Source organism: Alteromonas sp. AWM4_230, assembly GCF_056158305.1.
Genome location: NZ_JBSWTB010000001.1, coordinates 1,310,183 through 1,336,018, shown reverse-complemented (window position 1 = coordinate 1,336,018; position 25,836 = coordinate 1,310,183). Strand labels below are relative to the sequence as shown.

Below are 25,836 nucleotides of genomic sequence, written 5' to 3'. Positions count from 1 at the left end.
GGGGTGGTATATGGCAAAGGGTGTAAAAAGCACGGTTAAAAAACGATTAACCGGTAAGCGCTATCAAAAGTGTGTAGCGTCACTTTTTTGCTGCGTTCTGTTGTCGTTTTTAAACAGCGCGCTCGCATTTAATGAAGAGCAATCTTCTCAGGCCCAACAAGCTGCACCACAGGCCTCTTTTGCCACTATTGTGGTCATTTACATAAAAGTTGCGGGCACATCTCCACCAGGCACACCAGACTATTTAAAGTCCCCCAGCAATGAGGGGACAGCTGGTGCAAGTGTGGCGATAAAGGATGCCAATATCACGGGAAAGTTTCTTGGTTATCAGTTTGAGTTAACTAAAATCAGTGTACCTTCTATCAGCGAACTGCAAGCTTCTTTAGCTAAAACACGCCAGCACTCTGCTTCAAGTGCTAACACAAATCACAAAGAAATAAGCAGCAATCAGCAAGGCAACATTGCACCCGTTGTACTACTGGACATGCGAAGCAGTGATAAGGTAAAGGCTGCCTCAATTGAGCCGTTGATTGCCAATATTCAAAGCACGCTTCCTAATGCCGTATTTTTTAACGTAGCTAATAGCGATGATTTGCTGAGACAAAATTCATGTCGCCTGCCTTTGTTTCATACGATCCCCAGTTATCAGATGAAAGCCGACGCGCTAGCCCAGTGGTTTCGCACTAAGCGTATTGACGAGATATTTGCAGTTTACGGAAAAACCGCTGACGATGCTGCATACCTAGCCGCGTTTAAACGCAGCGCTAAAAAATTTAAGCTTTCACTTGTTGAAACTAAACAGTGGCAGGACAGTTTTGATTTACGCAGGGCTGCCTTTGCTGAAATTCCTCAATTTACGCGAACAACAGAAACCTATCAGGCAGTTTTTACCGCCGATAGCGCGGCGCAATTCGCGTATAGCCTACCCTTTAACACCTATTATCCCGTACCTGTGGTAGGCGCTGCCGGCCTAAAAGCACTAGGTTGGCACTTTACCCACGAACAATGGGGCGCCCGTCAGCTTCAAAGCCGTTTTAACGACGGGTTTAACAGACACATGAATGAAGTCGACTTCGCCGCGTATCTTGCGGTAGCGGCGGTGGCAAATGCTGCGCAGCAAGGAAGCGATTTAACGCAGCAGGGAATACTTAAAACCTTGCTTAGCGACCACTACACGCTGGGTGCCTATAAAGGCCGCCCTCTTTCTATTCGCCCCTACACCCACCAATTTCGTCAGCCTATTGCGCTGGCCCACGAAGACGCATTGGTGACTCATGCGCCCCTTGAAGGCTTTTTGCACCAAACCAACGAACTGGACACATTAGGCGCAACACACACTACCTGTAAGGACAAGTTATGAGCTATCGCTTTGCCCTCTTGCTTGGCAGTTTAATGGCAGCCTTTGCCTTAGCACTTCCTCAAGCCTTTGCACTTCCTCAAGCGTATGTCACTAACGAAAAAGACAACACGCTATCTGTCATTGATATGACGACATTTGATGTGATTGAAACTATCGAGGTTGGAGAGCGACCCCGAGGGTTTATTTTGAGTGCGGACCAGTCCCACGCGTATATCTGTGCCTCTGATGCTGATCGCATTCAAATTATGGATTTGTCTACCCATTCCATAGTCGGCGATCTTCCCTCAGGTGCAGATCCTGAAACCATAGCATTACATCCTAACGGCACCACTATTTACACAGCTAATGAAGACGATGCCCTTCTTACTGTTATCGACATTCCAACGGCTCAGGTCATTTCTCAGATAGATGTGGGCGTAGAGCCTGAGGGGCTGGCTGTGAGTCACGACGGCAGCATGATGGTCGTCACATCAGAAACCACTAACATGGTGCACTGGATAGATACCAAAACGCATGAAAATATTGCAAATAGCTTAGTTGATGCAAGACCCAGAGATGCTCACTTTACCAAAGATGACAAGTACCTTTGGGTAAGCTCGGAAATAGGTGGCACCGTTAGTATTTTCGATACTACTACTAAGCAAAAAGTGAAGACCCTTTCCTTTGCCATTAAAGGCGTTTATCGCGACAAGGTTCAGCCAGTGGGTATTGTGCTTATGAAAGATAAGCCCTACGCCTTCGTGGCGCTTGGCCCAGCGAATCGCATAGCGGTCATCAATACCGATACCTTCGAAGTGGAAGACTACATTTTGGTTGGGCGACGAGTGTGGCAACTAGCGTTTAATCAAGATCAGTCTTTATTGCTGACCACTAACGGTGTGAGCGGTGATGTTTCTGTCATCAATACCCACACGTTAAACGTAGAGCATACGGTAAAAGTGGGGCGTTACCCTTGGGGCGTGGCGGTTAAATGGAAATAGCGGTTCAAGCAGTTTCACATCAGTACGGCGGCCACCACGCGCTGGACAATATAAACCTTTGCCTAAAACCTGGCTTAACCATGCTGCTTGGGCCAAATGGCGCAGGCAAAAGTACCTTATTTGCGCTTATTACGGGCCTTCAAAAACTCACGCAAGGCAGTATTACCTTTGATGGTGCTACCCTGTCTCAATCTCGCACAAGTATTATGGCGAAAATGGGCGTGGTATTTCAGCAAAGTACCTTAGATATCGACTTATCAGTAAAACAAAATTTGTCCTACTTTGCTTCGCTCCACGGCATAACTACCGCTAGCGCGCTATCTCATATTCATGGCCTGCTCGACGAGCTCGATCTTACGAGTAAGCTCAACACAAAAATTCGCAACTTAAATGGCGGGCACAGACGTCGGGTCGAGTTAGCTCGCTGCCTTATTCACAAGCCATCCTTGCTGCTACTAGACGAGCCTACCGTTGGCTTAGATATAGAATCCCGTCACCTTATTTTGCGGGTAGTACAAGCACTCGCTCATTCCCAAAACGTAAGTGTACTGTGGGCCACGCATTTATTTGAAGAAGTGAAGCACAAAAACAACTTGATAGTCTTATCAAAAGGACGAGTGTTAGCCCACGACCAATGTGAAGCCTTGTTAGCCAAGTATCATCAACAAGATATTGAACACCTTTGGCAGCATTTGATGCAGGAAGGCTCCTGATGTATTGGCGCTGTTTTGTGGGCGTACTTACCCGAGAGATGCTGAAGTTCTGGCAGCAACGTACACGCCTGTTAAGTGCATTGGTGCGCCCGCTGCTTTGGCTATTTGTTTTTGCCGCAGGGTTTCGTTCGGCCCTGGGTCTTTCAATGACCGAGCCGTACGAGAGTTATATTTTATACGAAGAGTATATTGTACCTGGGCTTGCCGCCATGATTGTGCTTTTTAATAGTATGCAAAGTTCATTGTCCATGGTGTACGACAGAGAAATGGGCAGCATGAAAGTACTGCTGTTAAGCCCAGTTCCCCGCCCTTTTCTGCTAGGCAGCAAGCTTATAGCCAACACTTTGGTAAGCGCTATTCAGGTGTACATCTTCTTTGCCTTTGCGCTTTTACTAGATGTACGCCTATCTGCGTTGGGATACGTTTATGCGTTGCCTGTTATCGCGCTACTGTCATTGTTTTTAGGTTCGTTAGGATTATTACTGGCAAACTATATTAAGCAGCTAGAGAACTTTGCCGGGGTAATGAATTTTGTCATTTTCCCGTTGTTCTTTCTATCAAGCGCCCTATACCCGCTTTGGAAAATGCGTGAGGCCAGCGAATGGCTGTATCAGATTTGCGCCTTTAACCCCTTTAGTAGCGGCGTAGAATTACTGCGATTCGCGCTCTATGAAAAACTCGAACACAACGCGCTTGCCGTTGTACTTTGCCTTACGGCTATCACTTTTATTTTCGCTGTGAGAAGCTTTCGCCCCAAAGCCTCAAAAGGGCGCTTCTCGTGATAAAAGCAAATCTAGCCTGGGGTAATGAAAGCAATAAAGTTGAAGCGTTAGAAGATAGTGACTGCTTACTTATTTTAACTACGCCCGAGTTATTAGCGAGCCAACTCTTTCACTTTTCAACACCCGCTAAGACATACATTGAGCAGGTTTTTGACGATGAAGGTTTTGCAGGAAATAAAGGCGAATGTATATTCGTACAAGGCCTTAAGGCGTTTAAAACAAGTTACATCCCAGACACTGAAAACAGCGGACAAAACAAAATTAGCCAACAATTAGCTGAAGTAAAACGAATGCTGTTTTATGGTGTCGATTTTGCGTTTTTTGAAGCGTCAGATGCACCCAACGTCTCTAGCCGTGCCTCGACTTTATCTAAAACTAATGCCCCCTCCATAGTCAACCGCTCAAGCTACGCTAGCGATTCAAACTCCGCGTTTAATTCGAAAAGCACTAGTGACTTGAAGCAAACTAACGCGCCAGCATTTCGCTACGTAGAACAGCAGTTCGATGCATTATTTAAAAAGCTTAAAAGCATGTCGGTAACCTTGGAAAAGCTGTCGTTAATGGCGCTTTCTACCTATGAAACGGCAAGCAGTGATCCTGTTAATTTCGTTGCGAGCCATTCACAGTTTCTAAGTGCGCTACTTAGAAGCTATTTCAAACAGGGCTATCACTTTAAAGGCTACAAAACGAATAATCGATCGGTTTCCAACAGTCAGCCTCTCAATGACAACAACAACGCAAATATTGAAGCAATTAATCAAGCGATTAACCAAGCACTTGATATTAGGGGCTCGCTGTCTCTTGCATTAGATGCCAAGCATTTTAATAACGCGCAAAAGCGTCTCGTTTCACACACTATGCGCTATGAATCAGCCCTTAATGACGCGATGACCTGGGCTAAAGACCTCGCCCACATGCCAGCCAACTTATGTACGCCAGATTATCTGGCCGAACAAGCTCAGCATCTGGCGCAAACCTTTAATACGGTGTCTTGCGATATACTCAATGAAAGCACGCTAAAGCAGTTAGGCATGAGCGGGTATTTAGCGGTAAACGCAGGTTCACAGTTCGCTGCCACCATGCCTATTCTTCGCTACACAGCCAAAGGTTTAGAGAATTCACCGCCGGTAGTGTTAATTGGCAAAGGCGTAACGTTTGACAGCGGCGGCATAACGCTAAAACGCAGCCCCGATATGCGCCATATGATTTACGACATGGCTGGCGCCGGCTGCGTATTGGCCGTTATTCAGGCGGTTGCCACACTGGGGTTAGATCTAAATATTATTGGTATTGTGGCAAGCGCCGACAATGCCATTGACGGCAAAGCCTATCGCCCGGGTGACATCATTACTATGCACTCAGGAAAAACCGTGGAAGTCATGAGCACCGATGCTGAGGGGCGTATGCTCATGGCTGATGCAATCAGCTACGCGAGACAATTCTCCCCTTCGGTTATTATTGATGTTGCAACGCTAACCGGCGCGGCTATTAGCGCACTGGGGCACAAAGCCACTGCGCTTTTTAGCAACGCTCCAGCGCTTGAAAATGCGTTAGTTGAAGCGGGTGAACAGGCTAACGACAGGTGCTGGCCTTTCCCACTTTGGCCAGAATATCAAGACGCCATTACCTCTCAACACGCGGATATGATGAATACGGGCATAAACTCTCCCGGTGCTATATCGGCAGGCTGCTTTCTCTCTCGATTTGCTGAAGGCACACCATGGGCTCACCTCGATGTAGCAGGAACCGCTTTTACCTACACCAAATCGTTATCGGCAACCGGCCGCCCTATTCCTTTACTCTTATCTTATTTAAGCCGCTGCGCTATCAAAAATAATCAATAAATCATCAAAATTCATGACAGTTCTCCTCCCTTAGGAGGATATCTGTTAACACATATTCAACATATACTCAGTCATGCGTTTAATCATAAAGAAGAGGAACAACTATGTGGACTAAACCCCAATACACAGAAATGCGCCTTGGTTTTGAAGTAACTCTTTACATCAATAACCGCTAGGCAACGCCCTCTGGGATGATGAACAAAAAGGCTGCCGATGCAGCCTTTTTTTACTTGTAGTATGGAGTTGTTATGCACGTATTGATTCTTGGTGCTGCCGCCGGGGGTGGATTTCCGCAATGGAATTGTCACTGCCCAAATTGTAAGGGTTTACGGGAAGGTAAAATAAAGGCGAAAGGCAGAACACAGTCGAGCATTGCTGTCAGTAGCGATGGTAAAAATTGGGTTCTCATTAATGCCTCCCCCGATTTAAGGGAGCAGATAAATAGCCACCCGCAGCTGTGGCCCGACGCCCATGTGTCTCGCGGCACACGCATAAGCGCAATTGTGCTTACCGACAGTCAAATAGACCATACTACAGGCCTGCTAACATTGCGCGAAGGCTTACCCCTTCCCGTTTATTGTACCGATGTTGTGGCCGAAGACCTAACCACCAGCTTCCCCCTTTTTACCGTATTAAATCACTGGCACGGCGGACTACAGCAGCATTCAATTAATACCGATTATCATCAACAGTTTGTACCAAAAGGGGCAGAAGGGCTGACTTTCCAACCGGTGGTATTAGAGTCTAATGCGCCCCCTTATTCGACGTATCGCGACAACATTGTGCCGGGCAACAATATCGGCCTGAAGATAACTGACGACACCACGGGCAACGTGCTTTTTTACGCGCCGGGATGTATGCAGGCAAACGACACAGTAAAACAGGTGATGCGCGAATCTCACTGCGTGCTATTTGACGGTACGCTGTGGGCCAATGAAGAAATGATAGATCACGGTTTCAGCAACAAGCTGGGCACGGATATGGGCCACATGCCGGTTAATGGAAAAGGCGGAGCCATAGCGCTTTTAAATGAATTTAACGTCGAGCGTAAAGTGCTTATTCATATCAACAACACAAATCGCGTGCTTGACGAAGACTCCAGTGCTTATCACAGCCTGTGTGAGCAAGGTATTGAATTGGCTTACGACGGTATGGAAATTGAGGTGTAGCAATGACAGAACACGCATGGTCTAGACAAGAATTCGAACAAAAACTGAGAGAAAAAGGCGCTTACTACCATATTCATCATCCCTTTCATAAACGTATGAATGAAGGACACTGCAGCGTTGATGAGATTCAGGGCTGGGTGGCCAACCGACTGTATTATCAAATGGCGATACCAGTTAAAGACGCGGCCATTTTAGCGAATTGCGAAGACCAGTCGGTACGCAGAACCTGGATCCAACGAATTATTGATCACGATGGACGGCAAGGTGAAGACGGACTGGGCGGTATAGAAGCCTGGTTGCGGTTAGGCGAAGCGGTAGGCTTAAACCGCAGTGAATTACTTGATGAGACCCATCTGTTGCCTGCAGTTAAGTTTGCCGTGAATGCCTATGTGAATTTTGCCCGCCGTGCATCGTGGGAAGAGGCAGCCTGCTCATCGCTAACTGAAATGTTTGCCCCTGAAATACATCAAAGCCGATTAGATACCTGGCCTGGGCACTATACATGGATTGATAGTGAAGGCTTTACCTACTTTCAAATGCGGTTAAGTCAGGCGCGCCGTGATGTAGAGCATGGCCTGCAGATTACCCTTGACCACTTTATTACCCGACAACAGCAAGAACGTGCGCTCAATATACTGCAGTTCAAAATTGATATTTTGTGGAGCATTGCTGATGCCATCTGCTTTGCCTATGAATATAAGAGAAAGCCGTTTGATGGGATTGCCGACCAACGGGTGTGCCATAAAGGGAGGTTTTAATGATGTCGAATTTACAATCGCAAACCGAACACCACTTAGATGCTGATAGCGTCGGTGCTGATGACATTGGTTCAAATAACCCGGAAGACAACATTGAAAATAGCAGCAATCACAGCAACGAGGGCGGCCGCACAAGAGACAAAATAGCTTCTTTAAATCCGCTTTTTCGTATGCAGTACGAGAAAGCTCAGGGTTGTTATGTTTTGTTGTTCCCAGAAGGAATGATCAAACTTAACCCTTCTGCGGCAGAAATTCTTAAGCGAGTAGATGGAAGCAATACGGAAAATGCCATTTGTGCTGAACTTCGCCAAGCGTTTCCAGATGCACCCGATGACTTAGAAGAAGATGTTCATGCATTTCTAGTCCATGCCGAGCAAAAGAAGTGGATCCGCTATGACGAATAATACAGACGTTGATTTACAAACCGACGTACAAAATAGCATAACGCCTCCGCTGTGGCTCCTAGCCGAAATTACCTATCAGTGCCCATTGCATTGCCCATATTGCTCAAACCCAGTAAACATGGAAGAAACATTTAATGAGCTCTCTACTGAGCATTGGGAGCGTGTGCTGCGTGAAGCGCGGGAAATGGGCGCCGTGCAATTGGGCTTTTCTGGCGGTGAGCCATTGCTTCGAAAAGACTTAGAGCACTTAGTCGCTTATGCGCGGGCTTTGGGGTTTTACACCAACTTGATCACCTCTGGCATTGGCATGACAGAAAAACGTATTGCCAAGCTCAAAGAAGCCGGCCTTGACCACATTCAGCTGAGCTTTCAGGCAGCCAATGCTGAAGTCAACGACTTAATAGGCAACAAGCGTCACTCATTTGAACAAAAACTTAAAATTGCGAAGCTGGTAAAACAATACAACTACCCTATGGTGCTTAACTTCTGTATTACCGCGCAGAACATTCACGAAATAGAAGACGTGATGGCGCTCAGCGAGCAGCTGAACGCTGATTTTGTCGAGCTAGCTACCGTACAGTATTACGGCTGGGCCTATGAAAATAGAGACCATTTGCTGCCTACGTCACAGCAATTACAGGAAGCTGAGACCGCAGTGAACCGCTACCGCGCGCAACAAAACGGTAAAGGCCCAACCTTCATATTTGTGTCGCCCGACTACTACGAATCTCGCCCTAAGGCGTGCATGAATGGCTGGGGCACAACGTTTTTAACCGTAACGCCAGATGGCAGTGCCCTTCCGTGTCACAGTGCAAAAATATTGCCCCTTCGTTTTCCTAATGTGAAAGAACGCTCGTTGCACGATATTTGGCACCAAGACTTTAGCTTTAATCATTTCCGTGGCGATAGCTGGATGCCTTCGCCCTGTAGGGACTGCGATGAAAAAGATAAAGACTTTGGCGGCTGCCGATGTCAGGCCTACCTACTAACAGGTGATATGTATAAGACGGATCCGGTTTGCAGTAAGTCGCCCGATCACCATTTGATGAAAGACATTACCGATAAAGCAGGTACTGCACCGTCGAAGGCACTACAGTATCGGAAGGTGGAAAAGCCGATTCCCATTCTAGAAGTAAATACATCAAGCTAAGTGTTTGGGATAAATACTATGTGGCGAGTACGAAATGGTGAGCGCTAAGTGGTAAGAGAGACTGTTAACCCGTTATGATAAAAGTGTATGTCTGAATTTCATTTCATTGATGCCGGCTCTGGGTCAAAAGTGCATAGCGTCGTTTTTGCGCTAAAAACCCCTGCAGCAGGCCACACTGGGTTGTCTCATTTAGCTGAGCACATGAGTTTTCGACGCTCTCACCACTACCCCGCTGCCCACGAGCTTTTTACGGCCAATACACTTCTGCCCGTCACTATTAACGCTACCACGCTCGCCCAGTACACCTTCTTTTTCGCCTCGTCTGATAAAGCGAATGTACTGCTTGATGCTATACATTACCTGTACTGTGGCCTGCTTAACCGGGATTACGGTACCGATGAGGTTACTTTGGAGCGTGACGGGGTTATTTTTAAAGAGCTCGCCATGTTAGAGGCAAACAGCGACTATGCGTTAAACGCCGCTATTCGATTAGCCGATACCGATAAAGATGCCTATCAACACGCAGGTGGTTTTACACAAACCATAGGCAGCAACAGTATTCAAGCGCTTCAAGACTACAAACGCCAGTGGTATCAGCCAAACAATATCACTACGCTGGTTTACAGCGATTCAACCCTATTATTTGAACAGTGCAAAGAGGTGGTTACAGCCTTGAGCTCGGAAACAGCCTTGAGCGAAAAAACAGCCTTGAGGGCTGAAAAAAACCTGAGCGAGAAAGCGGCTTTAAGCGAAGGTCCACCCCTGAACAGAGACGCCCCTCTGAATCAGCACCCACCTCAACGCGAACACTCATATTCAGACAAAGAAGCCTCTCTTGATGCACAAACAATAAATGGCAAAAATGAATCAATAAGCCATGTCTTAACCTGGTGGTTTCCTCAGTGCTTTCTAAATGGTTTACAGAAGCAAGAGGCAACGCTTAACACTGTAGTAGGCCCTGAAAACACCTTATTTATTGACCCCGAAATTAATCAACAAGGTAAATTCGCAATTCGCCTCGTCACAAAAGAAGCGATTAAAGAAGAAGCAAGAGAGTTTTCGATAGAAGCACTTCCAAAGCTTTCACAACATCTGACACACAAGCTCGTGAGCGATGATTATGATAAAAGGCTGCGACGACTAAAAAATGTGGTATCCACGTGTCTCGCCTCATTAGATATCGCGCCTTCAAACCCGATGGCAAACACTGATAAACACGCAGAAGGTGTGGGGGCGGCTATTCGCTATTTTGCGCAACTAACGAATGGGTTGTCTTTGAACGGGCGTGCCGCCAAAGATTGTGCCACCAAAAGCGCTTATTTGGCGAGTGCTAATAAGGTATCGCTCTCCTATTTGCGGGCTCTACCTTCACCTGAAAAGTCAATCGTTCGCGAGCGGATTAGAAAGGCACGTAAAGGCTTTTCCGCGCAGGCCAGCGCTTCCAATAGCGACCAGTCACTTTTAATGCCGCGTCTTGTCTCTAAATACCAACATTTTGTTGGGTTAGAGCACTTGCCTGCACTTCCACGTTTATTGCGGCCACTCGCCAACAATACCACCAATTTAAAACGCTTTAACGCTGAACACATTGCTTTGCACTTAACGCCGTTTGCCATCCAATCACTCTCAACAACTCTAGCGCCGACTTCTCCAAATTCAGCTTATGGTTATTCAGCCTCACACTGGGTGTATCGCATCGCATTCTATCAACAGTCAAGACTACAAGCGGTACTGGCACACCACCTTTTCTGGCAACCAAGAACCTCGGGGGAATGCTACGCACTGGGCGCTGCGACTTTTGAAAATAATCTTTTTCTATTTGGTGCCAGCGATACAAATATCACAGAGCGTGAAAACTGGTGTCATAAGGTTTTTTCGATTCTATCGTAGGGAATTCAGGAAAAAACACTGCTACTAATTTATGATACTTCCTCCCACTTAAGGAGGATATTTTTAGGGAATGGTTAAGGCAATACTGAAAGTATAAATAATAACGAAGCAGTCAAGACCATGCCTACGCGAATTTCTACTAAAAGCTCTAGCCAAAACGTTTCACGATTTCCAACACACCAACTTGCCCGTTCACCATTTGCTCTTGCGATTATTGCAAGCGCTGTAACCTATGCGTTTAGCTCTGCTGCAGAAGCTAACGATGCAATGGACCACTACGAGGTTATAGAGGTGCAGGGAGCGACGCCGCTTAGCGCCAACAGCAATAACTCTGCCGTATTTGGTAACGTTCAAACAATCACTCAAGATGACATTGAAGGGGGCGTCAACCGTTCATTGCCGGAGCTACTCAAAACTCAGCTGGCAAGCGTGAACCTAAACGATGTTCAAAACAATCCGTTCCAACCCGATCTGCAATACCGCGGGTTTACTGCCTCTCCGCTGCTTGGTCTACCTCAGGGCATTTCGGTGTACTTGAACGGCGGTCGGGTTAATGAAGCGTTTGGCGATACTGTTCATTGGGACCTAATGCCTCTAGATGCTATAGATACCGTTTCTTTGTACTCTGGTTCAAACCCTCTGTTTGGCCAAAACACGCTAGGCGGCGCCCTTGCGCTAAGAACGAAAACAGGGTTTAGCTTCAACGCCAATGAAATAGATTTACAGGCTGGACAATTCGGCCAGAAAGCCGCGTCTGTGGAATCAGGTGGTCATAACGATCACTGGGCGTATTATGTGAACCTGAATCACTATGAGGAAGATGGCTGGCGCGACTATTCGCCTTCTGAAGTGCAGCAAGTATTTACATCGCTTGCCTATAAAAGTGACAAAATGCATCTCGACTTGAACCTGTTTATGGCCGATAACGAGTTACTCGGAAATGGTGCGTCACCTATAGAACTGCTGGATATTGAAGGAAGAGAAGCGGTCTACACCCACCCCGATCAGACCAACAACGAACTTACGCACGTTAATATAACCGGTGATTTCGTTTTAACTGACACCTTATCTTTAACCGCCAATATGTTTTATCGCGACACACAAACTCAATCAATCAACGGCGATGACAGTGATTTTGGTGCCTGCCAGTTCGCTGATGGACGCGTAACACTGTGTGAATTTGAAGATGATGACGACGATGAAGATGATGATCCGCTTGATAGTGATGATGATGGCGACGACGATGACGATGATTTGCCTGTTGTAGGAGAAGGTGACGATATAGAAGCGATTGAATTTATTGGCTTTGATGACGACACCGCGCTTGCCGAAATATCAGATGTGGACGCAGATGAACTTGATGGAACATACAATACGGGCCGCACAGACGCCAAAGCGACTGGGTTATCTTTTCAGCTAGCCAAACAATATGCCTTAAGCGGCTTCAGTTCAGAGTTAATTGTTGGTGCCAGCTACACCAAAGGAGATGTTAACTACGCCGCTGATACTACATTTGGTATTTTGGAAAACGAATCTGCACAAGACTCACGCACCGTTTTACCCATCGACGGGCTCATGGCACAAGAAGCCAGGGTTAGATTAGATGTAGACACTACCGCATGGTCGCTATTTTTCATGAATAGTACACAGCTCTCTTCAGCCGTATCACTCAATCTTGGTGGACGTTTTAACCGAGACCATATTGTTATGGAAGACCTGATTGATGACGGTGAAGGTTCATTGGACGGTAATCACCGTTTTACCCAATTTAACCCAGCGGTAGGTGTAGACATTACTATTGATGAGCAAAGCCAGTTGAATCTTGCAATCAGCCAGTCTTCAAGAACGCCAAGCCCAGCAGAGTTAAGCTGTGCAGATGAAGACGACCCGTGCCGCTTACCGAATGGATTTGTGGCCGATCCACCTCTTGATCAGGTGGTCACCCAAACTATTGAAGCGAACTACACCACACGCATTGATAACATCGACCTGATGCTAAATGTTTTTCATAGTAGAAGTAAGGACGACATTATCTTCCAACAAGCAGGCTCTGTTGCCTCTCGCGGATACTTTATTAACGTTGATGAAACCCAGCGTCAGGGCGTTGAATTCAGCGTAGGCTCAACGTGGGAAAAACTAACCTACCGGTTAAACTACAACTATCTTAACGCAACCTATGAATCGACATTCACGTCGTTTAGCCCCTTTAACCCTCAGGGCCCGGATCGGGTCGTAACGCCAGGTGACAAAATTCCAGGCCAGCCAGAGCATCTAGTCAAGCTCTACGCAGATTACGCCTTAACGGATAAAGCGCGTTTGGGGGCAGAAGTTATTTCAGCATCGAGTCAGTACTTTAGGGGCGATGAGGCGAACGAAAATGAAAAGATTGACGGATACGTTATTGCAAACATTTTTGCATCGTACCGTTTCAACGACACATTTACCGCATCGCTACGTGTGAACAACCTGTTTGACAAAGACTACGAAACCTTTGGCACTTATGGCGAGGCTGATGAGGTATTAGAAGACATTTATCCCGACGTAGAAGGTGCAGAGTTCGTGGGCCCCGCACAACCGCGAATGGTCAGTGTAAATCTAAAAGCGAGATTCTAATAAGGTAGCAGTTGTTAGCACATGCGTTTCTACCGACAATTTGTTCTGCAATATCGGGTTGGCAACCCATCGCATCAATTGATATCAAACAGCCTTTTATATGCAGCAGGTTAAGTAAAGCAGGAATGGCAGTGATTTCTTTTGGCCTACTCTGGTTCTTAATCTGCTCACTGCGTAACTCAATTCAATTAATGTTGACTGTAAGGTTTATAAAAACATGTGTTCACCTGCTCTATAGCCTTGATCCCAGTGCATTACCTTTTCGAAAAAGATACCTCTCGCTTGACCCCACGTCTTTGAAAACAAATTTCAATGGAAAAATACGCTTTTTCCAAATATGGAACAAATTATCAAATCACGTACATCCACAGAGTTACGACATTTTCGCTTAAATAATGCAGTGTTAATGTCCTAATAAATAAATTAACAAAAATTCAAACTTACATTAATCGCGGCTACAGCTATTTGGTTATCGCGTTGACAACCGCTCATCAATGAGATTTATACACATGAAATTTATAACAAAAAACGCTTTTTTACTATTTATATTATTATTCGCCCATAAAGCGAGCGCGGAGTCTTTCGATCCCCTAACTCCTTCAACAATTTTCATCGCTGGAGATTCAACAGCAGCTAGTTATACAAACTCGGCGCAGCAAGGTTGGGGTTCGATGTTCCAGCGCTATTTTAACAATGACAACATAAGTATTGAAAATCACGCTAGTGGCGGTAAAAGTTCACGGACATTCATAACTGAAGGATTGTGGCAGAAATTGATTGCTAATGTGACTGCCGGAGATGTAGTCATAATTCAATTTGGTCATAATGATGCAAGCCCAATTAATGATAGTCGGAGGGCACGCGGCACACTAGCAGGGATTGGTGATAATACTGTTGATATACAAAACCTGATAACCAATCAACAAGAGCGCGTATATTCTTTTGGCCACTATATTCGCAAAATGGTCGAGGATGTGAAAGCAAAAAAGGCGCTACCTATATTAGTCTCTCTTACTGTTAGGAACATCTGGAAAAACCACCGAATAGAACGAGGCTCAGGACAGTATGGCTTATGGATGTATCAGTTAGCAAAAGAACTCGACATTCCTTATATCGACCTTTCAAATTCCGCAGCTGACGAACTTGAGATCCTAGGTAAAACAAGCACTGACGCCTTATACCCCAAAGATCATACTCATTTCAATAGTGAAGGAGCAGACCTCCATGCCCGTTTAATAGTGGCCCAGCTTAAAGGTTTACGGCCGTCATTAGCTCAATCTCTTTATTCTGATAAAGGAAACGCGGTAAAAGGTTATGAGTGGACTTTTGTAAAACTACCGGTTGTAGCCAATAAAGAGCACAGAAGTGTTTTCTTTGTAGGAGATTCTACAGTGAGAAATGGTCGAGGAGACGGCGCTGATCAACAATGGGGTTGGGGTGATTTTGTTTATGAGTGGCTAGATGATTCTGGGATAAATATTGTTAATCGCGCGGTAGGAGGGTTATCTAGCCGAACTTACATTACCCAAGGACATTGGAAACGCGCTCTTGCTATGATGAAACCTGGAGACATCGTTCTTGTGCAGTTTGGTCATAATGATTCAAGTCAAATCAATGATGCCACTCGGGCACGTGGTACGCTTCCAGGAATAGGACATGAGCGAAAAGCAATAGAAAATATGCTAACAGGACAAAAGGAAGTTGTGAAAAGTTATGGTGCTTATTTGCGGCAAATTATCGGTGATGCAAAAGCAAATGGAATACTTCCAATAATATGCTCGCCTGTCCCCCGCAAAATATGGCATGAAAATACACCCTTTATTGCTAGAGATGATGAAAGTTATCCTTTGTGGGCTTTGCAGGTAGCGCGACAAAGCAACACGCCTTTTATCGATTTACATAATTTAGTTGCCCAACGCTACGAAGCGCTAGGTCGATATGAAGTCAACGCTCTCTTTGGCGATGCCCGCACTCACACGAATAAAGAGGGCGCGAAGCTCACTGCAGGTATCGTGGCAAAGCAACTTGCGCCAATAGTTGGAATCTCAGCAATTCCAGAGAGTTAAAACCTAAATTAATATGCTTCTAGCCAGTTCGAACTGTGTGCGTGGGTAAAGCTAAACCCTTTACCCACACATGGTCAAATAGATTCTACAAGCAATTAGAATATCAACCTTATTGAGCACCAAGCACTTTACCAACGTTATAGTATATTCGAAACTTTGAAAATTCATATATGAAACTCATTGAGCAATAAAGCTTCATTATGAGTGGTTTTGATGGATTTTGTGTTGACTTGACACCTAAATTGTCACTAGCATGCAATATATGTAAACAAGATATTAATAAAAAGTTTATTTAGGTTGGTTTAGGTCATTCATTAATTGCCAGATTGTTAAACCAGTTTTGATATGGAGAACGAGGTTACAATGAAAAACACAAAATACGCCGATGGTTCATTGCCTGCTACACGTAAATTTATTGCCAACAGTATTTCAATTGCACTATTGACTGGAGTCACTTTTGCTTCGATACCAACATTTGCCCAAGAGCAAGTTTCCGATAAAGATGAAGAAGCGAAAGAGGAGCAAACGGAAATTATTGAAGTCTATGGAATGCGCTCTAGCTTGAGAAGTGCTATCGATAGAAAAAAAGAAGCTGGCACAGCAACGGATTCTATCGTAGCTGAAGATATTAGTGAGTTTCCTGACAAAAATATTGGTGAAGCATTACAACGCGTAACTGGCGTTCAATTAGGGCGAGAATTCGGTGAGGGTACAGCTGTAAGTATCCGCGGTGTCGAGCCTCAATTAGTGAATGTTGAAGTTAACGGCGTTGCTGCTGTAGGGGCATCTGATCCATTTGCCGGCTCTGGACGCTCTGTTGACTTTGCTAGTATGTCTTCTGAACTAGTAAAAGCCCTAGACGTCATTAAAGGCTCTGAGGCTCGTTTAACCGAAGGGGGCATTGGCGGCACAATTAAAGTGATAACCCGTAAGCCTAACGATTTCGAAGAAAACTTCTTGCAAGTAAGCGCTGAAAATCAGTACAACGACTTAACTGAAATTAATAATCAGAAGTACAATTTCACAGGTGTTTATAAGTTTAGCGATGATGTTGGCGCCATGTTAAACCTTACAACTCAAGATCGTGCAACAGCGTTTCATGCATTGAGAAATACCGAATGGGTACGACAAGCTGATTACGATGGCTCTTTAGAAAAGACTTTTGTTGATGAAGACTATGCCGATATAACTGACGTATCGGATTGCCCCGACTCTGCCTGTGAAGCTCAATGGTATGATTTCCGTGCGAGAATTCCGCGAAACAGTGTATGGTCTAGAGATGAAGACAGAATAAGTGCTAACGCTATGTTTCAGTATCGGATTAGTACAGACCTTTCAACTCATTTTGGTGTTACATATACCGAGCGCGACTTCACTCAAGTCGATACTAATCTTCAATTAGAAGTTCCTAGTGAAAGTCATCTATACGAAGACAGCTTTACTGTTGGCGATAATCACAACGCCTCATCTTTCCTCACACGTGACGCCACAATAGTAAATCGTAGCATTAATAATGATTGGAATTTAAAAACGGCAATATACGATGCAGGTTTTGACTATAGCAACGATCTATTTTCAGTCTCAGGGGTCCTAGGTTATACCAAGCAGACTCAAAATATTTATCAAATCGAATCACGTGTAAATGCCAACAGAGTCGAGAATGTCTTGGTAGAATTTGCTGATAATGGCGCTCCGATATATGACCTCAATACCGGTAACAATCGCGCCGATGTCGATCAAATGTTTGACGCAAATAGCGCAGACTCATATTGGTTTTACTCTCGAATCTACGATAAGCCAATTGCGCAAGATAATGACCAACTAATGGGTAAACTTGATTTTACCTATTATATACCAGAAGGCTTTTTCTCCAAAGTCCGTTCAGGTGTACGCTTAAGCTCAGAGTACCAAGATCATGAATTACTAGACCGCCGTATTACTAGAATTGCCGGCAATGAATACAGCGGTACTGAGTGGACCTTAGAAGACCAGGCCTCGTTAATTGACGCTAACTCCTATACTGTTGATAACTATTTTGGAAACTATGATCCTGGTGTGCCAGTTATTGATAGCTGGTTAGCACTTAAGCCCCTAGAGTTTTACAACGGCTTTATGGACATTCACGGAGACAATATATCCGACGCTGAAAAAGCCTTTACTCAGGCAGGCTACTATGAAGTAGAGATGGACTCCCAGGCCTTTTATGTCCAGGCTGATTTTGAATCTGAAATAGGCGATATTCCCTATTGGGGAAACATGGGCATGCGTTACGTTCGCACCCAAGTAGATACAACGGGTAATGCTATCGTTCAAGTACAGGTAGATGTGGTAGATGGCGATCCAGATCAAGGCAATATGATTGACCCAGACCACCCGGAAGCTTTTAACGACCAAACGACGTTATCAAACGACTATAATGAGCTTTTGCCCAGCGTTAATGTAAACTTTGGATTGATTCCTGATGAACTAATTCTTTATTTTGGCGCTGCCAAAGTTATGGCCCACCCAAAAGCTAAAGATCTCAATATATCAGCGAGCTGTACTCTTCGTTTAGACGCACTCTCACAACAAGAAGGTCGACCAAATACGTGTACTGCGGGTAACCCTCGCCTTCAGCCCTACGTGGCTAAGCAACTGGACGTAGCATTAAATTGGTATCCTAATGAGGATTCAATGCTTTCTGGGGCGTATTTTACCAAAAAAATGGATAGTTGGATTCTAGATGCAATTGAAACGTTTGATCAGGACTTTTTTGGTGACGGGAACTTATACGATGTAAGACAGAAAATTAATGGAAGTGGCGTAACAACAAATGGTATAGAATTGGCAGGGTCGACCTTTTTCTCTATGCTACCAGCCCCGTTTAACAATATGGGGATCAATGCAAACTACACTTACATGACTTCCGAAGATGTCGGCTTGTTCAATCAACTAACGGGAGAGGAACTAGACTTCCCTTCTCAATCGCAAAATAGCTATAACATTACGTGGTTTTATGAGACGCCACAAGTGAGTGTTAAATTCGCTTATAATTACAGAGATAGCTATCTGCAAGCACCTGCAGATAGAGGCGGTAACCCTGTATACGTAGATGATGCAGGTTTCTTAGACGCGAAAGTGGTCTATCGCCCTCAAGATGGCATGTTGGAAAACTTCAAATTTCACTTCGACGTTAGAAATCTACTTAAAGAAGGCAATATATATGTCAATGGCCCAGGCCGTATCAGTGACATCCGATACTCTGGAAGAGAGTTTTCTGTAGGCTTCACTTATAAGATGTAAATAGCAGTATGTAGATATAGGGGCTAATAGCCCCTATTTTACTTAACTAATGGTCACTCTTGGTTACGTAGAAACACGAGTTCAGTTGATGAACTTTGTTATTCACCAAACGCATAATCGTCTACGTCGAAGTTTTTCAAACCTTTTACATCTTCTACTTGGTTTTCAAGAATATAGCGCGCCATTAAACCACGCGCTTTCTTCGCAAAAAAACTCATAAATTTATACTGACCGTTTTACAGTCTTTAAACGTTGGCGTGATGTTCATGCCGTCTAAAGACTTCTTCTTCACTGCTTTAAAGTACTCATTTGGAGCAAGGTTGTTCAACACATTGTCACGCTGTGCTTCTAATGCCCTATTTAGCAAATAAGTTATGCGAGCGTCCCATAACGCATACAGGTCTTTACCTTCAGGGTTTGCTAATTTAGTGCCCATTTCTAAACGATAGGTCTGCATTAAGTCTAAAGGACGAAGAAATCCGTACAGGCCGCTTTTTTAAACAAAGAAAAAATCGAAGATGACCAACTTAGGGAAGACACAACGCAAGAAGCAGATAACCTGCTTAATATGTTTAATAGCTTGCTACACATAAGTAGCCTTGAAACTCCTAACAAAAAAGAAGGCTTTTGTACCACCGACGTGCGCGCCATAGTGGAAGACGTGGCTGACCTTTCCATTCCCTTGCAGAGGAGCGCAATATCGCCCTATCGAGCTCGACGCAGCCACAATGCTTGCTGATCCTAATCTACTTATTTAAGCTGTAGCGAACGTGTTAGATGGTGCCATAAAGTTCTGTAACGAAAACAATGTAGTTACCGTAGAACTTTCTATCACGGCGAGTCATAGCGTGATTGCCGTGAACTGTGCTGGAGTTGGCGAGGGTGAGCATGTAATTGTGAATCGAGAACGCCGGTTTTATCGGGCAGACGGGAGTAGAACCAGCAAAGAAAATGGGTTGGGCTTATCACTCGTATACGCCATTGTGAAGCTACACGATGGAAGCATTTGGTTCATTCATTACCCGCTTCTTAAAGGGCGCGGGTTAGGCGTGTTATTTACGTTTACGCGTTAAGCCTTGAGCTATCGCTTTTGTCGACAAATAAAAAAACGCTGAAGCTTTTTTCTGAGCATCAGCGTTTTTCCGACATTTTCATTGTCTCACTATATGTCGACCGCCTATGCCAATAACGACTTCACGTATGCTTTAATATCTTCATCTTGACCGTGGTCAAATAGACATTGTTGAAAACGCTCGCCAGATACAGCTGTTTTAACCAGTTCAACGTCCATTTTTTTCAGTGAATCAACATAGCTCTCTGGAGCCAACCCACGTTTCAAATCTGCGAGAATACCAGCGTTTCGTACTTGGGGTTCTTTACGTTCAACAGGATAGCCAGCACCACGCTCGCCTGTTAACGCTTTCTCAAAGATATAGCGCGCATTAAGTTCAGCGCCCCACCCAAAGCCTTTGGCAAAAGGTAGCGCTAACGCATTTCCATTGTTAACTTGGTTAAACAGAAATGCATCTGAAGGGTCGATGCAGTAACCGCAAAAAACGCCTGGGTGAGCATTCAAAGACATCATTGCTCCTTGACCCGTTCCACAGCCGGAAATGACGAAATCGACAGCCTTAGAATTGAGTAAGATAGCTCCCATTATGCCCAAGTGCACATAGGTAAGGTGATGATCCGTTTCACTATTCATACCCACGTTGAATACATCGTGTCCCAACGAGTCTGCGACGCTCGTGAGCTCATTTAATATTATCGGATTCTTAGTCGCTTGACTGTTTTCCATCATTAGTGCAATTTTCATAACTTCTCCAAACTGATTCTTTCTTTATCCGAGATTGAGCTAGCCTAGCATACCTACAATTTACACCTCACTGTGTACTCTCAACTACTATGACTTAGTTCCATATTTGAAATAAACGATGTATATGCTTTTGCTTCTGATGCAAAAAGAAGTTTTTGCTTTGGTTGCCATAGAGGCTAACGAAAACGAATATGGTCTCGATTAAGTTCACTTATACAGCTACACCCCATCAAACGCATATCACGCTCAATTTCAGCCACCATTAGTTTCATTGCGCGCTCAACGCCCTTCTCTCCAGCCGCGGCGAGGGCGTAGAGGTAGTAGCGCCCTAATCCGACCGCCTTAGCTCCGAGCGCCAGCGCTTTCAACACATGCGTACCTCGTTGAATACCGCTGTCAAATATCACGTCGATTTGCTCACCGACCGCATCCACTATCTCAGCGAGTTGATCAAATGAGCTCCTTGAACCGTCTAATTGCCTACCACCATGGTTAGAAATAACAATGCCCGTACAGCCTATATCAACAGCACGCTTGGCATCTTCTACACTCATAATCCCCTTAAGACAAAATTGACCATCCCAAAACTTAACCATTTCGGCCACATCGTCCCAGTTCATGGATGGGTCTAACATGTTGGTAAAATAGTCGCCTATCGAACTTGTTCCGCCCCCCATATTGATGTGTGCATCTAATTGAGGCAGAGAAAACTTTTCATGCGTGACGTAGTTAATGCCCCAAGCGGGCTTCGATAAAAATTGCCACAGGCCAGCAGCATTCAATTTAAACGGAATTGAAAATCCAGTCCGTAAATCACGCTCTCGATTCCCCCCAGTAATGGAGTCAACGGTCAACATCATTACTTCGATCCCAGACGCTTTAGCCCGCTCCATCATTGCTTGGTTTAAACCACGGTCTTTATGAAAGTAAAATTGATAAACTTGTGGGGTGTTAAATTGCTTAGCTATCTCCTCCATACTCACAGTACCTAGTGAGGATACGCCAAACATGGTGCCGTACTTCTCTGCAACCGACGCCACTGCCCTTTCCCCTTGGTGATGAAAGAGTCGTTGCAGCGCGGTAGGTGAAAGATATACAGGCAACTTGAGCTGTTGCCCCATTACGCTCACGCTTAAATCAATCTCTTTAACACCAGTTAGTACATTAGGCACTAGGTCGCAGTCATTGAAAGCATTGGAATTGCGTCGTAACGTTGTTTCGTCGTCTGCGCCCCCATCAATGTAATTAAATATGGGGCCGGGTAATTTCTTTTGTGCCAACTTTCTGAAATCATGGAAGTTGTGACAATGACTCAATTTCATGAAAACTCCGCCATCAAAAGTGATGAATGAAACGAAAACAGCCCGCGTAAACGGGCTGAAAATTAATGATAAAGCACACTTACACTGATGACACTACTTGCCAGCAATAGTGTAAATATGTTGTCGAGCCTTCCTCATTACACAATCCCTGAGCCCGTTGCATTAGGATCTCTCGGGCGTGCTTTCGCCATATTCTCTCGATAATTAGATTTGCGATAAACCGCCAGCGGATCTATTGCCGCCCCTTTGCGCAATCGAGCCATTGCCAAAATAGGCGACACGTCCAGATTAAACGCATTTTTTAGTTCAAGAGATGCCATTAGTGCGTCGTTTTCATCTTGATAACCATATAGCTTTTCACGGTCAACGATGAGCGCTTTCACATATGAACGCTGAACCTCAATCGCTGAGTTAATCAAACTCTCCGCAGGGTCAGTCACATTGTGCGACTGGTCCAACATATATGCAGGCCCAAACTCTTCTTGCTGACGATATTCTGCATCAACCAATTCACTAAAAATAAGAAATTGCTGATAAGGATGCAGAGAGCCACTGTCTAAATCGTCATCTCCGTATTTACTGTCATTGAAGTGGAACCCGCCCAATTTTTTAAATTGAATTAGACGAGACACAATCATCTCAATATTGGTATTGGGTGCATGATGCCCTAAATCAACAAGCGATTTACATTTAGGTCCTAGCTGCATAGCTGCTAGAATATTTGACCCCCAATCTTGAATAATGGTCGAGTAAAACGCAGGCTCGAACATTTTGTGCTCAATATGCATTTCCCAATCGTCAGGCAACCCTTTATAAATTTCTTCCATGCTTGACAGATAACGTTCAAATGCGCGTTGGAAGTGTTGTTGACCGGGGTGATTTGAGCCGTCACCTACCCATACCGTGAGACTTTTCGCACCGAGTTTTCTACCGTATTCAATACAGTCTAAATTGTGGGCAATAGCGAGTTCTCGAGAGGCTTTTTGTGTATTGCTCAAGCTGCCGTACTTGTAAGACGCGGTTTGCCCCACTTGATCTTGAAAGGTATTAGAATTGACCGATACCCACTTTATGCCATATTCGTCTGCTTTCTCTTTTAGCTCACTAAAATCTGAGACCTTGTCCCACGGAAAGTGCGGAGAAACACTATCAGTACAACCAGAAAGCTCATTGATTACGGCGCAATCCTCCAGCTTTTCCCAAATATTGCGAGGTTCGCCTTCGCCAGGAAAACGCGCAAATCGTGTTCCACCCGTACCGGTTCCCCAAGAAGGAACAGCAATCTGAAATTCGCCCGCGGCGCAGGTAAGCCGCTCAATATCCACGTCACTCCGTGCTAGCTTCTCGCCTAGCGCTGCATAATCTGCTTCTAAATCACGCTTTAGTGTGACGTTCTCTTTTTCTAGTAATGTTTGATCTATTCGTTTTAACATAAAGTCGCTCCTACCGCAGAAATGCTTCGTGTAAACCACCATCAACACTGATAACTTGTCCGGTAGTTTTGCTCAACTGTCCCGACACAAGTAAATACGCCGCCTCAGCTTGGTCTTCTGGTGTAATAGGTTGTTTTGTTAGTGTGCGTTGTGCGTAAAATTGCGCTAGCTTATTTCTCAGTGACTCTGTTGATTCACTATCTTCAAAGGCTATATCATATTTTGAAAGAGAAGAGATAACGCGATCTCTAGGGAACATGTTGCTTCCTTGTACCACAGTCGCTGGCGCTAATGCATTCACATTGATCAACGGCGAAAGCGTCACCGCAAGTTCACGCATCAAGTGATTTGCAGCGGCTTTACTCGTGTCATAAGCAAGTGAACCCTTTTTCGATACCGCGGCGTTAACACTCGTCGTTAAAACCATGGCGCCATTCAGCCCCTGCTTTTCCCAAATTTTTTGCGCTTCAGACGCCACAATGTAACCGCCTTTAACGTTCACACCGAAGCTAACATCAAAGACGCTGTCGTTTTTAATTAGATCTGGCCCTTCGGCAATAAAGACGCCTGCAGTAACAATGACCTTATCAATACCGCCATAGGCGAAAACAACCTCTGCCAACATTGCTTCAACGGCTTCACGCCGTGTGATATCGACAGCTAAAGCAATAGCAGGGCCACAAGCTGATATTCCACTGCCTGCAACGCCAATACCTTGGCCATATATATCAGTTAGCTCTTTAGCCGTCGCTTCAGCACTATCCAAATTAAGGTCAGCGCATACAACATGTGCCCCTTCTCTGGCAACCCGGTGCGCCGTAGCTTTACCGATGCCATCACCAGCACCAATAACCACCACTACATCTCTTGCCAGTGTTTTCTCGGCCGGCATACGCTGCAGTTTAGCTTCTTCAAGTGCCCAGTATTCTATGTCAAAAGCTTCTTGAGCAGGCAGCGCCGTATATTCAGAGATAGCCTCGGCCCCACGCATCACTTCAATAGCACAATTGTAGAATTCTGCGGTAACCCGCGACTCACTTTTGTTTTTGCCCCAAGCAATCATACCCACACCGGGAATCAATACGACCGTTGGACTCGGGTCGCGCATCTTAGGAGAATCGGCCCGTTTACACGCGTTATAGTAAGCCGTGTAATCCTCGCGATATTTCGCAAGACCGCGTTCGAACTTCTCAATCAGGATATGTATGTCGTCTTGCTCAGGATTAAAATCGACATAAAGCGGTTTTATCTTCGTACGTAAGAAATGATCTGGACAAGACGTACCTAATTCGGCTAATCGTGGCGCATCAACACTGTTAACAAAACGCAATGTAGCTTCATCGTTTTGGACTGTGCCTATAAACTTCACATTGTTAGACAACATACCACGTGCTACGGGTAGAAACTTAGTTAGCATCGATTTACTACTATATTCATCGAGCGATGGGTATTTTTGACCACCAAATGTCATTTCACCTTTATCGTGTTCTTCAATATAGCGCGCCGCCGTTTCAACAACCCATAATGATGTTTCATAACAGCTTTTGCTTTCATTCGACCAATTGGTGTGACCGTGTTGGCCTAACAGAATACCCCATATTTCCGGGTTTTCAGCATAAGTATCTTCACACAGTTTCGCAGCTTCCCACCCCGGACGCATCCAAGGTACATAAGCTAACTTACCTCCCCATATAACCTCAGTTAATACTCTTTGATCTTTGCAAGATGCGACAGATATCACTGCATTCGGGTGTAAATGATCGACATGCTTCTCACTAATCATTGAGTGCAAAGGTGTATCAATTGAAGAAGCGCGAGGGTTTAAACAAAAGTTACAGTGCTTAAACATACCGACCATGCGGTCTTCACCAGCAGATTTGTAACCCTTATCGCTAAACGACTGATAAGTATTATCCAGGGCATTCAACTTATCCTGATAAAGTGATGAAAAGTTCTCTTTTTTAGATGTTCTTAAGTCACCACCAGACCCTTTTACCCACAATACTTCGACGTCCTCTCCAGTAAGGGGGTCCGTTTCAATAAGTTTCGCTGACGTATTGCCGCCACCGGTATTAGTAATTCGCTGGTCTTCACCAAGTTTATTGGAGCGATATACAAGGTTTTCGACGGGATCAAGTTTGTCAGCAACGTCATCTTCCCATAGGTACTTTACGAATTTGTAGTCTTCTGGCTTATAAGGCATGTAAGCGCGTCCTGTGAATGTATTTTACGAGTTTTGGGCAAAAAGCAAACT

At 44.9% G+C, this 25,836-nt stretch carries 19 protein-coding genes and 1 pseudogene; 15 read left to right on the top strand and 5 right to left on the bottom strand.

The features are described from left to right. Positions 1-10: 10 nt before the first annotated feature. The 14 genes from ACXACS_RS05710 to ACXACS_RS05645 all read left to right on the top strand — a co-directional run bounded on the left by ACXACS_RS05710 (position 11) and on the right by ACXACS_RS05645 (position 19,011). Positions 11-1,360 (top strand): type 1 periplasmic-binding domain-containing protein, encoded by a 1,350-nt coding sequence (locus tag ACXACS_RS05710; RefSeq protein ID WP_474805030.1) that lies wholly within the window; start codon positions 11-13, stop codon positions 1,358-1,360. After that, complete coding sequence (locus ACXACS_RS05705) at positions 1,357-2,340, top strand: PQQ-dependent catabolism-associated beta-propeller protein (protein WP_474805029.1); 984 nt, start codon at positions 1,357-1,359, stop codon at positions 2,338-2,340. The genes ACXACS_RS05710 and ACXACS_RS05705 overlap by 4 nt, the downstream gene beginning before the upstream one ends. Further along, positions 2,331-3,053 carry an ATP-binding cassette domain-containing protein gene (locus ACXACS_RS05700; RefSeq protein WP_474805028.1) on the top strand — a complete coding sequence of 241 codons (723 nt, stop codon included), beginning with the start codon at positions 2,331-2,333 and terminating at the stop codon, positions 3,051-3,053. The genes ACXACS_RS05705 and ACXACS_RS05700 overlap by 10 nt, the downstream gene beginning before the upstream one ends. After that, complete coding sequence (locus tag ACXACS_RS05695; RefSeq protein ID WP_015068005.1) at positions 3,053-3,835, top strand: ABC transporter permease; 783 nt, start codon at positions 3,053-3,055, stop codon at positions 3,833-3,835. Before ACXACS_RS05700 ends, ACXACS_RS05695 begins: the two co-directional genes overlap by 1 nt. After that, positions 3,832-5,679, top strand: a complete 1,848-nt coding sequence (locus ACXACS_RS05690; protein ID WP_474805025.1) for a leucyl aminopeptidase — start codon at positions 3,832-3,834, stop codon at positions 5,677-5,679. The genes ACXACS_RS05695 and ACXACS_RS05690 overlap by 4 nt, the downstream gene beginning before the upstream one ends. Positions 5,680-5,783: 104 nt before the next feature. Beyond that, on the top strand, positions 5,784-5,855 hold the full coding sequence (pqqA, locus tag ACXACS_RS05685) for a pyrroloquinoline quinone precursor peptide PqqA (protein WP_071953288.1): 72 nt from the start codon (positions 5,784-5,786) through the stop codon (positions 5,853-5,855). A gap of 72 nt (positions 5,856-5,927) precedes the next feature. Then, positions 5,928-6,848, top strand: a complete 921-nt coding sequence (gene pqqB / locus ACXACS_RS05680) for a pyrroloquinoline quinone biosynthesis protein PqqB (protein ID WP_474805023.1) — start codon at positions 5,928-5,930, stop codon at positions 6,846-6,848. 2 nt (positions 6,849-6,850) lie between these two features. Then, positions 6,851-7,606 (top strand): pyrroloquinoline-quinone synthase PqqC, encoded by a 756-nt coding sequence (gene pqqC / locus ACXACS_RS05675; RefSeq protein WP_474805021.1) that lies wholly within the window; start codon positions 6,851-6,853, stop codon positions 7,604-7,606. Beyond that, positions 7,606-8,010, top strand: coding sequence for a pyrroloquinoline quinone biosynthesis peptide chaperone PqqD (gene pqqD, locus ACXACS_RS05670; RefSeq protein WP_474805019.1), 405 nt, complete (start codon positions 7,606-7,608; stop codon positions 8,008-8,010). The genes pqqC and pqqD overlap by 1 nt, the downstream gene beginning before the upstream one ends. Next, positions 8,000-9,160, top strand: a complete 1,161-nt coding sequence (pqqE, locus tag ACXACS_RS05665; protein WP_474805017.1) for a pyrroloquinoline quinone biosynthesis protein PqqE — start codon at positions 8,000-8,002, stop codon at positions 9,158-9,160. Before pqqD ends, pqqE begins: the two co-directional genes overlap by 11 nt. A gap of 87 nt (positions 9,161-9,247) precedes the next feature. Next, complete coding sequence (locus ACXACS_RS05660; protein WP_474805015.1) at positions 9,248-11,050, top strand: insulinase family protein; 1,803 nt, start codon at positions 9,248-9,250, stop codon at positions 11,048-11,050. A gap of 120 nt (positions 11,051-11,170) precedes the next feature. Further along, on the top strand, positions 11,171-13,663 hold the full coding sequence (locus ACXACS_RS05655) for a TonB-dependent receptor (RefSeq protein ID WP_474805013.1): 2,493 nt from the start codon (positions 11,171-11,173) through the stop codon (positions 13,661-13,663). Between the two features lie 509 nt (positions 13,664-14,172). After that, positions 14,173-15,729, top strand: coding sequence for a rhamnogalacturonan acetylesterase (locus tag ACXACS_RS05650; RefSeq protein WP_474805011.1), 1,557 nt, complete (start codon positions 14,173-14,175; stop codon positions 15,727-15,729). Positions 15,730-16,092: 363 nt separating this feature from the next. Next, positions 16,093-19,011 carry a TonB-dependent receptor gene (locus ACXACS_RS05645; protein WP_474805009.1) on the top strand — a complete coding sequence of 973 codons (2,919 nt, stop codon included), beginning with the start codon at positions 16,093-16,095 and terminating at the stop codon, positions 19,009-19,011. 98 nt (positions 19,012-19,109) lie between these two features. Here the strand turns inward: ACXACS_RS05645 and ACXACS_RS05640 are convergent. Further along, positions 19,110-19,504, bottom strand: a pseudogene (locus ACXACS_RS05640) (YaaA family protein); the annotation flags it as partial. Positions 19,505-19,781: 277 nt separating this feature from the next. Here ACXACS_RS05640 and ACXACS_RS05635 point away from each other — a divergent pair. After that, positions 19,782-20,084 (top strand): ATP-binding protein, encoded by a 303-nt coding sequence (locus ACXACS_RS05635; RefSeq protein ID WP_474805007.1) that lies wholly within the window; start codon positions 19,782-19,784, stop codon positions 20,082-20,084. Between the two features lie 104 nt (positions 20,085-20,188). On the opposite strand, the gene ACXACS_RS05630 is transcribed toward ACXACS_RS05635, so the two are convergent. The 4 genes from ACXACS_RS05630 to ACXACS_RS05615 form a co-directional block, all read right to left on the bottom strand. After that, a complete protein-coding gene (locus ACXACS_RS05630; protein ID WP_474805005.1) occupies positions 20,189-20,827 on the bottom strand; it encodes an RpiB/LacA/LacB family sugar-phosphate isomerase in 639 nt (212 codons plus the stop codon). 176 nt (positions 20,828-21,003) lie between these two features. Further along, on the bottom strand, positions 21,004-22,149 hold the full coding sequence (locus ACXACS_RS05625; RefSeq protein WP_474805003.1) for an alpha-hydroxy acid oxidase: 1,146 nt from the start codon (positions 22,147-22,149) through the stop codon (positions 21,004-21,006). Between the two features lie 137 nt (positions 22,150-22,286). After that, positions 22,287-23,582, bottom strand: a complete 1,296-nt coding sequence (gene rhaI, locus ACXACS_RS05620) for an L-rhamnose catabolism isomerase (RefSeq protein WP_474805001.1) — start codon at positions 23,580-23,582, stop codon at positions 22,287-22,289. 10 nt (positions 23,583-23,592) lie between these two features. Then, positions 23,593-25,785, bottom strand: a complete 2,193-nt coding sequence (locus ACXACS_RS05615; RefSeq protein WP_474804999.1) for a bifunctional rhamnulose-1-phosphate aldolase/short-chain dehydrogenase — start codon at positions 25,783-25,785, stop codon at positions 23,593-23,595. Positions 25,786-25,836 lie beyond the last annotated feature (51 nt).